Origin of the sequence: Streptomyces luteolus (assembly GCF_029968015.1) — a bacterium.
GTDB classification, from domain to species: domain Bacteria; phylum Actinomycetota; class Actinomycetes; order Streptomycetales; family Streptomycetaceae; genus Streptomyces; species Streptomyces luteolus.
The window spans coordinates 90477-105356 of the sequence record NZ_JASCIS010000011.1 but is presented as its reverse complement, the minus strand read 5'-3'; the positions used below and the strand labels follow the sequence as shown (position 1 = coordinate 105356).

Here is a 14880-nt window from a genome sequence, read left to right as displayed (position 1 = left end):
CGACAAGTCGACGAAGAGAACGAGGTGGGTGCCGTGCGCATCGCACTGGCGCAGACGGACTGCGTCCTTGGCGACCTGGACGCCAATCTGAAGACCGCCGCGCGGATGGCCCAGGAGGCCGCCGAGCAGCAGGCGGACCTGGTGGTCTTCCCCGAGTTGAGCCTGCACGGGTACGCCCTCGGCTCCGTACCCGGCGACATCTCCCTGCCGCACGACGACCCGCGGCTCGCGGAGCTGTCCCGGTACGGGCCGGACGTCCTGGTCGGCCTGCACGAGGACGGCAGGCTACGGCGCTACAACTCGGCGGTGTACCTCTCGGGCGGTACGCCGCTGCACACGCACCGCAAGCTGTACCTGCCCAACTACCTCGACTGGGAGGAGCGCAAGCACTTCAGCCCCGGCCACGCGCTGCGCGCCTTCGACACCCCGCACGCCCGCGCGGCCACCCTGATCTGCAACGACGCCTGGCAGCCCGTACTGCCCTGGCTCGCCGCGCAGGACGGCGCGGAAGTGCTGTTCGTGCCGACGAACAGCGGGGTGGGGCTCGCGCCCGGCGCCATCGACACCGCGGAGTACTGGCAGAGCCTGCTGCTCAACATCGCCCGCCTGCAGCAGTGCTGGGTGGTCTTCGTGAACCGGGTGGGCGAGGAGGGCAAGGCCACGTTCTGGGGCGGCTCGCGGGTGCTCGACCCGTGGGGCGAGGTCGTCGCCGAGGCGCCGCGCGACCGGGAGTCGCTGACCGTGGTCGACCTCGACATCTCCGCCGTCCGCCGCCGCCGCCGGGAGATGCCGCTGATCGAGGAGCCGCGCTTCGGCCTCGTCTCGCGCGAGGTGCGGCGGCTGATGAGCGAGGGCGTGGACTGAGCCCCGCCCACTGGCGGTTGTCGTCGCAGCAACTGCCGTTGTCCTGAGCGTCGGCGGCGGCGCAGGCTTGCGGCGTGTTCGACCTTCATGTGCACGCCGCACCCGATGTCACCCCCCGCCTCGCCGACGACCACGACGTGGTCGCCGCGTACGCCGCAGCCGGGTTCACCGGCTGCGTGCTCAAGGCCCACTACGAGTCGACCGTCGGCCGGGCGGCTGCCGCCGCCCGCGCCGCACCCCTGAAGGTCTACGGCGGCATCGCCCTCAACCAGCACGCCGGGGGCGTCAACCCGGCCGCCGTGGCCGCCGCCCTCGACGCCGGGGCGCGCGTCGTGTGGATGCCGACCGCGGACGCCCACACCCAGCGGACCGCCGGACTGCCCCGGCTCTGCGGACTGCGCACCGGGCTCTCCCCGCACACCTACGCCGTACCGCCCGTCGACCCGGCCACCGGCGAGGCCGCGCGCGCCGTGTGCCGCATGGTCGCCGAGGCCGACGCGGTCCTCGCCACCGGGCACCTGTCGGCCGAGGAGTGCCGGTGGCTGGTGGCCGAGGCGCGGGCCGCCGGGGTCGGCCGGATCCTCCTCACCCACCCCTCGTACACCGTGCCCGGCATGGACGCGGAGCTCGCCGCCGCGCTGACGGCGCAGGGTGCCGTCGCCGAGATCACCACCTACCAGCTCCTGCACCAGCCCGGGATGACGCCCGCCCGCCTCGCCCACTTCGCGCGCACCGTCGGACTCGACCGCGTCGCGCTGTCCTCCGACGCGGGCCAGCCGGACTCGCCCCCGCCGCCGGAGGCGCTGCAACTGCTGATCGACACGCTGGCCGCCGAGGGCCTCGACCGCGGCGCCCTGACCGCCTGCGCGGGAGAGATCCCCGAGGCACTGGTGACGCCCTGATGCGGGTCCACGGCAGCCGCGGAATGAAGTTGCTCACACGACAACAAGGGTTGTTCTCGATGAAGCGGCACAGACATGATCCAGCCATGACAGTTGAGGGATCGTCCGGGCTCCACCGCACCGTCGCCATCCTGACGGTGCTCGGGTCCGACGAGGCGGCCGAGCAGGGCGGTCTCGGGGTCGTCGAGATCGCCCGCCGGGTGGGCAAGGAGAAGAGCCAGGTGTCCCGGGCCCTCAAGTCGATGGAGCAGACCGGGCTGGTGGAGCGCGACCCGCACTCCCTCGTCTACCGGCTCGGCTGGCGGATGTTCACCCTCGCCGCCAACGCGGGACGGCCCCGGCTCCTCGCCGAGGGACCGGCCGTCCTGAAGCGGCTCGTCTCCGTGCTCAAGGAGCGCGTCCACGTGACCGTGCTCTGCGGCGACGGCGTCCTGACCGTCCTCTCCGAGAGCCCCATGCGCGCCATCCAGGCGACCGGCTGGGTGGGCCGGGTCACCCCCCTGCACTCCACCTCGTCCGGCCGCGCCCTGCTCTTCGACCACTCGCCCGACGAGATCCGGCTGCTGTGCGCGGAGCTGTCCTTCGGACCCGGCTCGTACGGCGCGGACGCACCGGGAGCGTCGCGGGCACCCCGTGACGCCGACGACCTGATCGCCCGCGTCGACCAGTCGAGGAAGGCCGGATACGCCCTGGTGGACGAGGAGTTCGAGGCCGGACTCGTCGCGGCCGCCGCCCCGGTGCGCGACTTCCGGGGCCGGGTCGTCGCGGCGGTGAACGTCTCGGCGCCCGCCCACCGCATGAGCCGGGACCTCGACCGCGCGGGCCGGCTCACCCAGGCCGCCGCCGAGCAGCTCTCCCGCGCCATGGCGGGCATCGGCTCCGCCGCCCCGCCCAGGCCTCCCACCGCCTGCGCGGCGCCCTCGCTCGTCCGTACGTGACCTGAACAGACCGCCCCTCCAACCCTTCGTACGCCACCGCCCTACCCACCCCTGCCCACGTTCCGCCCACCGTCCAGCTCATCTCCAGCTCACTTAGGAGCCCCCGTGATCACGCGCCCCTTCCCCTTCTTCAGCGAAGGCATCCGCCTCGACGCCGACCTCCACTTGCCCGACGACAACGGCGCAGCGGCCCCCTACCCCGTGCTCATCCCGTCCTCCGGCTACCAGGGCCTGAAGGTCATCCACCCCGAGCGGTTCGCCCGCGCCCTCACCCAGCGGGGCTACGCCGTCCTCGCCTTCGACTACCGCGGCTTCGGCCTCTCCGAGGGGGAGCGCGGCCGGCTCGCCCCGCAGGAGTGGGCCGACGACCTGCGCGCCGCCGTGGACCGGGCCGCCGCCGCCGAGCAGCTGGACGCCGAGCGGATCGGCCTGATCGGCTGGGGCATGGGCGGCGGAGTGGTCGTCGCCGAGGCCGCCGACGACCCGCGCGTGCGCGCCGTCGCGTCCCTCAACTGCATCTCGGACGGCCGCCGTTCGACCCGCAACATGCACGACGAGGAGTCCTGGAACAGTCTCGTCGAGCGGGTCGCCGCCGACCGCGGCCACCGCGCCGAGCACGGCCGCTCGGAGATCACCAGCCCCTGGGACATCATCCGCCTCGACCTGGACGGCCGTACGGACGGATACGTCGGCGAGGAGCTGTACAAGGCGCCCGGCTTCGGCTCCGGCGTCTCCCTGGAATCCGCCGACCTGCTGCTCCGCTTCTCCGCCGAGGCGGTCGCCGACCGGATCTCGCCGCGCCCGCTGCTGATCATCCACGGCGCCGAGAACGGGCTGCACAAGCCCGAGGAGGCCGAGGCACTGTACGCGGCCGCCAAGGAGCCCAAGGAGCTCAAGTTCCTCGAAGGGCGCGGCCACACGGAGTGGATGTTCGACGACGACCCGACGTTCAAGTCGGTGGTGGAGGACCTCGACGCGTTCTTCGGCTCGGCGTTCGCGCAGGAACAGCAGCCGCAGCCCGTGACCGCCGCCGACGCGCACTGATCCCGTCGGCCCGTCATGACCTTCCTCGACTACTTCGCGTCCAACTGGACGGACGTCGCCGACGCCACGCTGGCGCACGCCGTCCTGGTGCTCCAGGGACTCGGTCTGGCGGTGCTCATCGGGGTGCCGGTCGCGGTGGCCACCTACCGCACCGGCGCCCCGCGCACCGCGGTCCTCGGCTTCGCCGGACTGCTGCTCACGATCCCGTCGTACGCGCTGTTCGGGCTGCTCATCACCCCGCTGGGGCTCGGCACCGGACCCTCGGTCGTGGCCCTGACGATGTACGCGCTGCTGCCGGTGCTCCGCAACGCGGTGGTCGGCCTGCGCGGACTCGACCCGGCGGTCGTGGAGTCGGCCAGGGCGATGGGCATGACGCGGCTACGGGTCCTCGCCACCGTCGAACTCCCGCTCGCCTGGCCGGTGCTGCTCACCGGCCTGCGGGTGGCGACCCAGCTGCTCCTGGGCATCGCCGCGATCGCCGCGGCCGTGAACGGGCCGGGACTCGGCAACCTCATCCTCGACGGCCTGGCCAGCGCCGGTACGCCGTACGCCGCGTACCTCACCGTGGAAGGCTGCCTCGGCATCGTGCTGCTCGCCGTCGTCTTCGATCTGCTCTTCGCCGGACTGAACCGGCTCACCACTGCGAAGGGACTGGGTGCCTGACATGACGGACGCCACCCCCGGCACGCAAGCGGGCCTCGGCACGGAAGCGGCCGAGCACGCCCGTACGAAACCGGCCGAGCACCCCATGATCCGCCTCGACCGCCTGGTCAAGCGCTATCCGGGCCAGGAGCAGGCGGCGGTCGAGGAGTTGTCCCTCGACATACCCGAGGGCCGCATCGTCGCGTTCGTCGGGCCGTCCGGCTGCGGCAAGACGACGACGATGAAGCTGATCAACCGCCTCATCGAGCCGACCTCGGGCCGTATCCACCTCGACGGGCAGGACGTCACCGAACTGCCGGTGCACGAACTGCGCCGCCGCATCGGGTACGCCATCCAGTCCTCCGGGCTCTTCCCGCACCGCACCGTCGCCGACAACATCGCCACCGTGCCCCGGCTGCTCGGCTGGTCCCGGCAGCGGGTGACGGAGCGGGTGGACGAACTCCTCACCATGGTGGGCCTGGACCCGGCGACGTACCGCGACCGCTACCCGAAGCAGCTCTCCGGCGGCCAGCAGCAACGCGTGGGCGTGGCCCGGGCGTTGGGCGGCGACCCGCAGGTGATGCTGATGGACGAGCCGTTCGGGGCGATCGACCCGCAGAACCGGGAGGCGCTGCAGGACGAGTTCCTGCGCATCCAGCGCACGGTCCGCAAGACCATCGTGTTCGTCACCCACGACATCGACGAGGCCTGCAAGATGGGCGACCTGATCGCGGTCTTCGGCGAGAACGGCAAGGTGCGCCAGTACGACACCCCGGAACGCATCCTCGCCGAGCCCGCCGACGAGTTCGTCGCCGCGTTCATCGGCTCGGGCGCGTCCGTCCGCCGCCTCTCCCTGACCCGGCTCGGCACCCTCGACGTGCCCGAGTGGCCCACGGTCGACGCGGACGCCGACCCGGAGCGGCGCCTCGCCGTCGCGCGTGCGCAGGACCGGGAGTACTGCCTGGTGCTCGACGCCGACCGGCGCCCGGCCGGCTGGCTGCCCACCGCGGAAGCCGACACCGAACCCCCGTCGCACTTCCCGGTGTTCTCCACCCTCGGCCCGCACAGCACCCTGTTCGACGCGCTCGACCTGATGCTGTCCGCGGACACGTCGACGGTCGTCGCGGTCGACGACGAGGGCCGCTACCGGGGCGTCCTGGAGATGGACACGGTGCGGGAGCTCATCAACAGCGAGCAGACCCGTACCGCCCACGCCCGGCTCCAGGAGGCCTGAGAATGTCGGCCACCGCCACCGCCACCGCCACCGCCACCGCCACCGCCGCGACCTCGCGCCTGCCGCGCGGCGCCGCGTACGCGATCACCCCGCTCTGCCTCGGCACCGCCCTGGCCCTGCTGCTCTGGTACGTGGCGGGGCAGCCGCACGACCTGATCGAGCAGCGCAGCCTCAACTCGGCGTATCTGATCAGCCGTACGGTCACCCACCTGGAGCTGATGGCCGCCGTCACGGCCCTGATCCTCGCGATCGCCGTGCCGCTCGGCGTGCTCCTCACCCGGAGCTGGGCGCGCGGCCTTTCGGGCCCGATCCTCGCGGTGGCCAACATCGCGCAGGCCGTGCCGTCGATCGGCCTGATCGTGCTGCTCGCCGTGGTGTTCGTGAGCCTGGGCGTGCACCAGATCGCGCTGATCGCCTTCGTCGCGTACGGCGTCCTTCCGGTGCTGCGGAACACCATCGCCGGGTTGCAGCAGGTCGACCCGGCCGTCATCGAGTCGGCGCTCGGCATGGGCATGAAGCGCTCGACCGTGCTGTGGCGCATCGAACTGCCGCTGGCCGTGCCGGTGATGCTGGCCGGGATCCGTACCGCCCTGGTCATCACGGTCGGCACGGTCGCGCTCGCGACGTTCATCGGCGCCGGAGGTTTGGGCGATGTGATCTCCAACGGCATCAACTCCGGCCGCAACCTGGTCCTCGTCACCGGGTCCGTGCTGGTCGCCGTGCTCGCGCTGCTCGTCGACTGGCTCGCCGGGATCGCCGAGGACACCCTGCGCCCCCGCGGGCTCTGAGCCCGCACGCCCCTACCGGAGGGAGGCACACCGCCGTGCCCCGAAGCACCCCACGCGTCCCAGGGCGCGCCCTGGCCGTGATGGCCCTCGTCCTCGCGACCCTCACGACGGCCTGCGGCCCCGGCGCCACCGCGGGCCCCTCGGCGCACCAGCTCGAACAGGGCTCTCTGGCCCGGGACTTCGACCTGAAGGGCGCCCGGCTCACCGTCGGCTCCAAGGAGTTCACCGAGCAGCAGATCCTCGGCAAGATCCTCCTGTACGCGCTGCGCGCCGCGGGTGCCAGGACCTCGGACCAGACCGGCCTGAACGGCACCAACGTGGTGCGCCAGGCCCTGAAGCAGGGCCAGGTCGACATCTACTGGGAGTACTCCGGCACCGGCTGGACCCAGTTCCTCCAGCACGACAGGCCGATCCGCGGGGCGCAGGAGCAGTTCCGCGCCACGGCCCGCGAGGACCACGCGAAGAACGGCGTCACCTGGCTGGCACCGGCGCGCTTCGGCAACCAGTACGCGCTGGCCCGCGCCAAGGACGCGAGCGGAGCGGCGGGCGAGGTGCACACCCTGTCGGACCTGGCGGAGTTCACCCGGAACCATCCGGAGCAGGCCACGCTGTGCGGGGCGTCGGAGTTCCTCGACCGTGAACTGCGCTCCTTCCAGAAGACCTACGGCGCCCGCTTCCCGCCCGAGCAGACGTATCAGAACGCCCTGGCCCTGAACTACGTCAACGTCGCCAAGGCCAGCCCCTGCCGCTTCGCCGAGGTGTTCACGAGCGACGCCCGCATCACCTCGCTCGACCTGGAGGTCCTGGAGGACGACCGGGCCCACTTCACCACCGAGCTGGCGGCCGTGACCGTACGCGACAGGACGGCGGCCGAGCATCCGCAACTCAAGGCGCTGGCAGAGAAGTTGGGAGATGCCCTGACGGAGGAGCGGATGATCGAGCTGAACGGCATGGTCGACCTGGAGGGCCACACGCCCGACGAGGCGGCCCTGGCGTTCCTGTCCGAGCAGGGCTTCATCGGTACGGGTGCGTCCGCCGGAGACACGTGATTCCGCACCGGGCAGCGGTAGTTCAAAACGGAACAACACCCACGACCCCACGCAAGAGGGCTGTCACATCAAGGGGCAACTCGGACAAATCCCACCCGTTGATTCCGCATTGTTATCTGAACCGGTCGATCACCCTGTAGGCATCACGTAAGTTCAGACCAAGGCTAATTCGCGTCGGCAAAGCCACGCGGTGCGGCACCGCACGGTGGAGGGGGCCGGGCGGTGCCGCAAGCCTCTCTCCGGGGTCGTACACCTCCCCGCCGCCGTGACACACGGCACCTACCGCCGTGACACACGGCACCTACCGCCGTGACACACGGCGCCCCTAAAGTCACCTCGTGCCCGCGCTGCTCGCCACCCTCGCCGCCGTCTACGGCGCGCTCGCCGGAGTGCTCCTGCCGCGCGCCGCCCACCGCCTCGCGGTCACCTACGACGAGCCCTGGCGCGCCGACTGCCCCCAGGGCCACCCCCTCACCGGCCCCGCGAACGGCTGGCTCGGCACCGCCCGCTGCGCCAACTGCCCGCCGCCCGCGCCCCGTTGGTACGGACCCAGCACCCCGCTGCTCGCCACGCTCACCGCAGTCCTGTGCGCCGCGCTCGCCGCGGCCTCCGGGCCGCGCCCCGAACTCGCCGTCTGGCTGGTCCTCGTCCCCTTCGGCGTCCTGCTCGCCGCCGTCGACCACGCCGTGCACCGGCTGCCCGACGTCCTCACCCTGCCGCTCGCCGCCGCCGCCCTCGTCCTGCTCGGCGCCGCCGCGGCCCTCGACGGCGCGGCCGGCTCCTGGACCGGTTCGCTCCTCGGCGGCCTCGCCCTCGGCGGCACGTACCTCCTGCTCTTCCTCGCCCACCCCACCGGCATGGGCTTCGGCGACGTCAAGCTGGCGGTCGTCCTGGGGGTAACCCTTGGGTGGTACGGCTGGGGCGTGCTCGTCCTCGGCTTCGTCGCGGGCATCGGATACGGCGGCGGATACGCGCTCTCCCTTGTGCTGCGCGGGCAAGCGGGCCGCAGGACGGCGATGCCGCTCGGGCCCTGCATGCTCGCCGGAGCCGCCACCGGGCTCCTCTGCGGCGCGCTCGCCGGATAGCCCGCCGCGCCGCTGCACGCCATGCCCCTCACGAAGGGTTATGGTGGAAACCCCCCCTCGGGCCGGTCCATCTCCCCCCCCATGGACCGGCCCGTTTTTCTGCCCCGGCTCCGGCGCTACTGCCGCCCGGCCCAGATGTTCGTCCCCGGCGTGGACACCGCGAACTTGTCGATCTCGGCCAGCTCCTCGTCGGTGAGCTTCGCACCGCTGAGCGCCGCGACGTTCTCCTCCAGCTGCTTCACGCTGGACGCGCCGATCAGCGCCGACGTCATCCGCTCGTCCCGCAGCACCCAGTTCAGCGCCAGCTGCGCGAGCGACTGGCCGCGCCGGGCCGCGATGTCGTTCAGGCCGTTCAGCCGGCGCAGCACCTCGTCGCTCAGCAGGTCCGGGTCGAGCGACTTGCCCTGCGTGGCCCGCGACCCCTCCGGGATGCCCTTCAGGTACTTCCCGGTGAGCAGCCCCTGCGCGAGCGGCACGAACGAGATACAGCCCATGCCCGCCTCCTCCAGGACGTCGAGCAGTGAGTCGTCCTCGGTCCAGCGGTTGATCATCGAGTACGACGGCTGGTGGATCAGCGGCCGCACGCCCATGTCGTCAAGAATCCGCACGGCCTCCCGCGTCTGCTCACTGGTGTACGACGAGACGCCCACGTACAGCGCCTTGCCCTGCTGCACCGCGGACGCCAGGGCGCCCATGGTCTCCTCCAGCGGGGTGTTCGGGTCGAAGCGGTGCGAGTAGAAGATGTCGACGTAGTCCACGCCCATCCGCTTCAGCGAGGCGTCCAGGGACGACATCAGGTACTTGCGCGAGCCCCACTCGCCGTACGGGCCCGGGTGCATCAGATAGCCGGCCTTCGTGGACAGGACCAGCTCGTCCCGGTAAGGCGCGAAGTCCTGCTCCAGGAGCTTGCCGAAGTTCAGCTCGGCCGAGCCGGGCGGCGGGCCGTAGTTGTTCGCCAGGTCGAAGTGCGTCACGCCGAGATCGAAGGCGCGGCGCAGGATCGCGCGCTGGTTGTCGAGGCTCTTGTCGTCGCCGAAGTTGTGCCACAGGCCGAGCGAGATCGCGGGCAGCTTCAGGCCGGAGCGGCCGGTGCGCCGGTACTCCATCGCGTCGTAACGGTCACCGGCGGCGCGGTACACACGGTTGTCGTTCATGGCTACGAAGCTACCTCCAGGCCGGACGCACCCTTGGACGAAAGACCGCCGCCACCGGCGGTAAGGTGGCGCCTTCGGGGGCCGCATCTGCCATCTGCACGGAGGGGCTGAAGAGAGTGAACCTGCGCGACCTGGTGTACGGGCTTTACGCACGCCGGGTGGAAGGGCGCCTCGACCACTCCGCGGTGCCGAAGCACATCGGCGTCATCATGGACGGCAACCGGCGCTGGGCGAAGGCCTCGGGCAGTACGACCGTGCACGGCCACCAGGCCGGGGCCGAGAAGATCTCCGAGTTCCTCGGCTGGTGCTCCGAGACCGATGTGGAAGTCGTCACGCTCTGGCTGCTCTCCACCGACAACTTCGACCGCCCCGCGGACGAACTCGGCCCCCTCCTCGGCATCATCGAGAGCGTCGTCCGCACCCTCGCCTCGGACGGCCGCTGGCGCGTGCACCACGTCGGCACCCCGGACATCCTGCCCACCCAGCTGCGGGGCGCGATCAAGGAGGCCGAGGAGTCCACGGCGCATGTCGACGGCATAACGGTCAACGTGGCGGTGGGCTACGGCGGCCGCCAGGAGATCGCCGACGCGGTCCGCTCGATGCTCCTCGACCACGCGGAGAGGGGCACCTCGATGGAGGCCCTCGCCGAGGTCGTCGACACCGACATGATCGGCCGCCACCTCTACACCAGCGACCAGCCCGACCCGGACCTCGTCATCCGCACCAGCGGCGAGCAGCGCCTGTCCGGCTTCATGCTCTGGCAGACGGCGCACTCCGAGTACTACTTCTGCGAAGTCTTCTGGCCCGCCTTCCGCAAGGTCGACTTCCTGCGCGCGCTGCGCGACTACGCCGCACGGCACCGGCGTTACGGCTCCTGACACCCCGTCGAGACCGCAGGTCACCGGACGTTCATCCACGCGTCGTCGGACGCAGCCGCATGCCTTGCCTCGTTCGAGGGCATACCCATGTCAAGTGACTCTCCGGCCAGGGGAGTCGCATCTCAGCGGGTGGCACGGGGCCGCCCGCCCGGGAGGCCCTTTGCACCTCAAGGACCGTACGTCGTACGGACTCGTGGAGGGCCGGCGCTCGGCCCGCGCGCAGGGGCCCGAGCCCGGTCCATCTCCCCGCGACGCCGTCGCTCCCCTACCTCATCCGAGGGGGTACGTCCTTCCGTGGTGACCAGCACAAAGCGCCGCACTCCCGACAGGCGCACCTACGTTCTCGACACCAGCGTGCTGCTGGCTGACCCGAACGCCATGAACCGCTTCGACGAACACGAAGTAGTGCTTCCGATCGTGGTGGTCACGGAACTAGAGGCCAAGCGGCACCATCCCGAACTCGGTTACTTCGCCCGGCAGGCCCTGCGCATGCTGGACGACTGCCGGATCAGGTACGGGCGGCTCGACGCCCCCATCCCGATCGGCGACCTCGGCGGGACGCTGCGGGTCGAGCTCAACCACTCGGATCCCGGAGTGCTTCCGGCCGGCTATCGAATGGGGGACAACGACTCCCGCATCCTCGCGGTCGCCCGCAACCTGCAGGCGGAGGGGTACGACGTCACCGTCGTCTCCAAGGACCTGCCGCTGCGGATCAAGGCGTCCTCCGTCGGGCTCCTCGCCGAGGAGTACCGCGCGGAACTCGCCATCACGGACTCCGGCTGGACCGGAATGTCGGAACTCGCCCTGTCCGGTGAGCAGGTGGACCTCCTCTTCGAGCAGGACACCCTGTACGTACCGGAGGCGGTGGACCTGCCCGTGCACACGGGGCTCACGCTGCGCTCGGAGAAGGGCAAGGCGCTAGGCCGGGTCACGCCCGAGGGCAACGTCCGTCTGGTGCGCGGCGATCGCGAGGCCTTCGGCATCAAGGGCCGCAGCGCCGAACAGCGCATCGCCCTCGACATGCTGCTCGACCCGGACATCGGCATCGTCTCGATGGGCGGCCGGGCCGGCACCGGAAAGTCGGCGCTCGCGCTCTGCGCGGGACTGGACGCGGTGCTCGAACGCAGGCAGCACCAGAAGGTGATGGTCTTCCGGCCGCTGTACGCGGTGGGCGGTCAGGAGCTCGGCTATCTGCCCGGCAGTGAGGCCGAGAAGATGGGCCCGTGGGCGCAGGCGGTCTTCGACACGCTCTCGGCGGTCACGAGCCGCGAGGTCATCGAGGAGGTCACGGCGCGCGGCATGCTGGAGGTCCTGCCGCTCACCCACATCCGCGGCCGCTCGCTCCACGACGCCTTCGTCATCGTGGACGAGGCGCAATCCCTGGAGCGGAACGTCCTGTTGACCGTTCTGTCCCGTATTGGGGCGAACTCCCGGGTCGTCCTCACCCACGATGTCGCCCAGCGCGACAACCTCAGGGTGGGGCGGTACGACGGAGTCGTCGCCGTGGTCGAGAAGCTGAAGGGCCATCCGCTCTTCGCGCACGTGACCCTGAACCGCTCCGAGCGCTCGCAGATCGCGGCACTCGTGACCGAAATGCTGGAGGACGGTCACATCTGACGGGTCATGGGCACCATGTGTGCGATGCCCGAATAGCAGTACCTCCGCCTGTCTGTGCGGGAGTTGGCGCCGTCCGGCGAAGCCGAAGAGCTTAGCCGGGCGGCGTCTCGGCGTACGCGCATTTCCTCAAAACTCCTGGGGCAAACGGGGTGTGAGCTTTCACACGCAACGCGGAATTGCCTCGCGGCATCCCGTTCCGGCAGAGTCGTGGTCCTGTCAGGCCCCGCATGCGGCACTTGCGCACCCCCAGCGGTGTGGAACCCCAGAACTTCATAGAGACCGCCGCATGCCACCCGCTTCACAGGAGGCCACTTCCGTCAGGGAGTTGCCCCTGGGGTCCGTGCCGCCCGTGACCATGTATCCGTGGGTGGCCAGCGCCAGGGGCACGATTGCGCCCGAAAGGTCACCGACCGGGCGATGCTGGAAGGAATGCATGTGAGCCGGATCTCGGTCCGGGGATTCGCGGTGGCTTCGGCCACGGCGGTCACCACTGTCGGCGCCGTCGTGGGCGTTGCCTCGGGCAGCACCCAGCCCTCCAACGACATGGAGGCGACGGCAGCGTCGGGCGAAGGGACGCTGCTCGCCGACATCCCCGCGGGCCAGCAGGCCGAGGTGCAGACCGCATCTCTGGCTCAGCAGGCCGACGCACAGGCTGTCGCCGCCGATGCCGCCGCGCAGAAGTCCGCGGAGGAGTCGGCGCGCAAGAAGGCCGCCGAGGACGCGGTAGCCAAGAAGGAAGCCGCGGAGAAGAAGCTCGCCGACGAGAAGGCCGCCGCGAAGCGCGAGGCGGAGCTCAAGGCCAGCCGCTCCGAAGCGCGCGCGGACATCTCCGACATCGCGAAGCAGAGCTCGTACACCATCGCGGAGACGCAGGCGATCGCCCGTCAGATGATCCCCGCGGACCAGTTCCAGTGCTTCAGCAACATCGTGGACCACGAGTCCAGCTGGAACTACCGGGCCTCCAACCCGTCGTCCGGTGCCTACGGTCTCGTGCAGGCGCTGCCCGGCTCCAAGATGGCCTCCGCCGGTTCCGACTGGCAGACCAACCCGGCCACCCAGATCAAGTGGGGCCTGGGCTACATGAACGACCGGTACGGCAGCCCCTGCGGTGCCTGGGACTTCTGGCAGGCCAACAACTGGTACTGAGACAACGGCGTTACGCCTGGCGCTCAACTTCGTGGAGCCCTTCACCGTCCTACGGTGGAGGGCTCCACGCGTGTACCGTCGCAGAGGAAAAAACCGGGGGACAAGGGAAGCTGATGACGAGAGTGCCAGGGTGGCTGGGCCGGCTCGGGGGCCGACTGACCCGTATGGGAGAGCGGTTGGAGGAGCGCCGCGCCGCCGCGGAGGACGAACCGCACCGCAACGAGGTGCCCGCGCCGCCGGACTACCCGCCCGAGACCGGGCCCGAGACCGCGCCCGACCAGGTGCCCGCGCCGCCCGCCTACGCGCCCGCGGTCGCCGCCCGGCTCGAACCCGTGGCCGCCGTGCCCTGGGGGCTGCGGGTCGCGGCCGAGGCGGGGTGGCGGCTGCTCGTACTCGCCGCCGCTGTCTGGGTGTTGGCGCGCGCCATCACCTCGATCCAGCTCGTCGTCATGGCCTTCCTGGCCGCGCTCCTCATCACCGCACTGCTGCATCCCGCCGTCGGACGGCTGCGCTCCCTCGGCATGCCGCGCGGACTCGCCACCGCCGTCACGTTCATCACCGGCTTCGTCATCATGGGCCTGGTCGGCTGGTTCGTGGTCTGGCAGGTCATGGAGAACATCGACACCCTCGCCGAACGCGTCCAGGAGGGCATCGACGAACTCCAGAAGTGGCTCCTGGAGAGCCCCTTCCACGTCACCGAGGACCAGATCAAGGACATCGCGAAGAACCTGCGCGACGCCGTCGGCACCAACACGGAGGAGATCACCACCGCCGGACTCGAAGGCGTCACGGTGATCGTGGAGTTCCTCACCGGCATCCTGCTCGCGATGTTCTGCACGCTGTTCCTGCTCTACGACGGCAAGCGCATCTGGAACTGGACCCTCAAGGCCGTCCCGGCGCAGGCCCGTCCGGGAGTCGCCGGGGCCGGTCCCAAGGCGTGGCGCACCCTCACCGCGTACGTCCGCGGCACGGTGATCGTCGCCCTCATCGACGCGATCTTCATCGGCATCGGCATCTACTTCCTCGACGTCCCGATGGCCGTGCCGCTCGCCGTGTTCATCTTCCTGTTCGCGTTCATCCCGCTCGTGGGCGCGGTGATCTCGGGTGCGCTCGCGGTGGTCGTCGCGCTGGTGACGCAGGGCGTGTTCACGGCGCTCATGGCGTTGATCGTGGTGCTCGCCGTGCAGCAGATCGAGGGCCATGTGCTGCAGCCGTTCATCCTCGGCCGTGCGGTACGGGTGCATCCGCTCGCGGTCGTGCTGTCCGTGGCGGCCGGGGGGATGGTCGGCGGGATCGGGGGAGCGGTGGTCGCGGTCCCGCTCGTCGCCGTGGCGAACACGGTGGTGGGGTACTTGCGGGCGTACTCGCAGGACCAGGCGCTGAGGATGACGCCCCGCCCGCACGGGGCGACGGCAACCGAACTCGCCTCCCCGGACCCGCCTCCGGCGGATTGATCCCCTCCCCGCCCCTTCCCGAAAGTCCTGCCGGACGGGCCTCCTCAATCGCCGGAGGGGCTCAGTTTGAGCCCCTCCGGCGATT

14 protein-coding genes are annotated in these 14880 nt (G+C 70.9%); 13 read left to right on the top strand and 1 reads right to left on the bottom strand.

Translation table 11 applies throughout. The features are described 5' to 3' along the window. Window positions 1-33: 33 nt before the first annotated feature. From QIT00_RS13290 to QIT00_RS13250, 9 genes are all read left to right on the top strand, one after another. Window positions 34-864: a nitrilase-related carbon-nitrogen hydrolase gene (locus QIT00_RS13290; protein ID WP_282535432.1), complete on the top strand. Its 831-nt coding sequence runs from the start codon at window positions 34-36 to the stop codon at window positions 862-864. Between the two features lie 74 nt (window positions 865-938). After that, window positions 939-1766, top strand: coding sequence for a DUF6282 family protein (locus QIT00_RS13285; RefSeq protein ID WP_282535431.1), 828 nt, complete (start codon window positions 939-941; stop codon window positions 1764-1766). An 86-nt stretch (window positions 1767-1852) separates the two neighbouring features. Then, on the top strand, window positions 1853-2704 hold the full coding sequence (locus QIT00_RS13280; protein WP_282535430.1) for an IclR family transcriptional regulator: 852 nt from the start codon (window positions 1853-1855) through the stop codon (window positions 2702-2704). Window positions 2705-2809: 105 nt separating this feature from the next. Next, the gene (locus QIT00_RS13275; protein ID WP_282535429.1) at window positions 2810-3748 is read left to right on the top strand and encodes an alpha/beta hydrolase; all 939 of its coding nucleotides are present in this window, start codon (window positions 2810-2812) and stop codon (window positions 3746-3748) included. A gap of 15 nt (window positions 3749-3763) precedes the next feature. Next, the gene (locus QIT00_RS13270; protein ID WP_282535428.1) at window positions 3764-4411 is read left to right on the top strand and encodes an ABC transporter permease; all 648 of its coding nucleotides are present in this window, start codon (window positions 3764-3766) and stop codon (window positions 4409-4411) included. 1 nt (window position 4412) lies between these two features. Next, a complete protein-coding gene (locus QIT00_RS13265; RefSeq protein WP_282535427.1) occupies window positions 4413-5624 on the top strand; it encodes an ABC transporter ATP-binding protein in 1212 nt (403 codons plus the stop codon). A gap of 2 nt (window positions 5625-5626) precedes the next feature. After that, window positions 5627-6412 (top strand): ABC transporter permease, encoded by a 786-nt coding sequence (locus tag QIT00_RS13260; RefSeq protein ID WP_282535426.1) that lies wholly within the window; start codon window positions 5627-5629, stop codon window positions 6410-6412. Between the two features lie 35 nt (window positions 6413-6447). Then, entirely contained in the window at window positions 6448-7461 is a 1014-nt protein-coding gene (locus QIT00_RS13255) for a glycine betaine ABC transporter substrate-binding protein (protein WP_282535425.1), read from the top strand. Between the two features lie 338 nt (window positions 7462-7799). Then, complete coding sequence (locus QIT00_RS13250; RefSeq protein WP_282535424.1) at window positions 7800-8546, top strand: prepilin peptidase; 747 nt, start codon at window positions 7800-7802, stop codon at window positions 8544-8546. A gap of 116 nt (window positions 8547-8662) precedes the next feature. On the opposite strand, the gene mgrA is transcribed toward QIT00_RS13250, so the two are convergent. Then, the gene (gene mgrA / locus QIT00_RS13245; protein WP_282535423.1) at window positions 8663-9700 is read right to left on the bottom strand and encodes an L-glyceraldehyde 3-phosphate reductase; all 1038 of its coding nucleotides are present in this window, start codon (window positions 9698-9700) and stop codon (window positions 8663-8665) included. A gap of 116 nt (window positions 9701-9816) precedes the next feature. Here mgrA and QIT00_RS13240 point away from each other — a divergent pair, with 116 nt between their 5' ends. The 4 genes from QIT00_RS13240 to QIT00_RS13225 all read left to right on the top strand — a co-directional run bounded on the left by QIT00_RS13240 (window position 9817) and on the right by QIT00_RS13225 (window position 14795). Next, window positions 9817-10578, top strand: a complete 762-nt coding sequence (locus QIT00_RS13240) for an isoprenyl transferase (RefSeq protein ID WP_282535422.1) — start codon at window positions 9817-9819, stop codon at window positions 10576-10578. Between the two features lie 294 nt (window positions 10579-10872). Beyond that, window positions 10873-12195 (top strand): PhoH family protein, encoded by a 1323-nt coding sequence (locus QIT00_RS13235; RefSeq protein ID WP_282535421.1) that lies wholly within the window; start codon window positions 10873-10875, stop codon window positions 12193-12195. Window positions 12196-12630: 435 nt separating this feature from the next. Beyond that, entirely contained in the window at window positions 12631-13341 is a 711-nt protein-coding gene (locus QIT00_RS13230) for an aggregation-promoting factor C-terminal-like domain-containing protein (RefSeq protein ID WP_456316485.1), read from the top strand. Window positions 13342-13454: 113 nt separating this feature from the next. Then, a complete protein-coding gene (locus QIT00_RS13225; RefSeq protein ID WP_282535419.1) occupies window positions 13455-14795 on the top strand; it encodes an AI-2E family transporter in 1341 nt (446 codons plus the stop codon). Window positions 14796-14880: the final 85 nt, after the last annotated feature.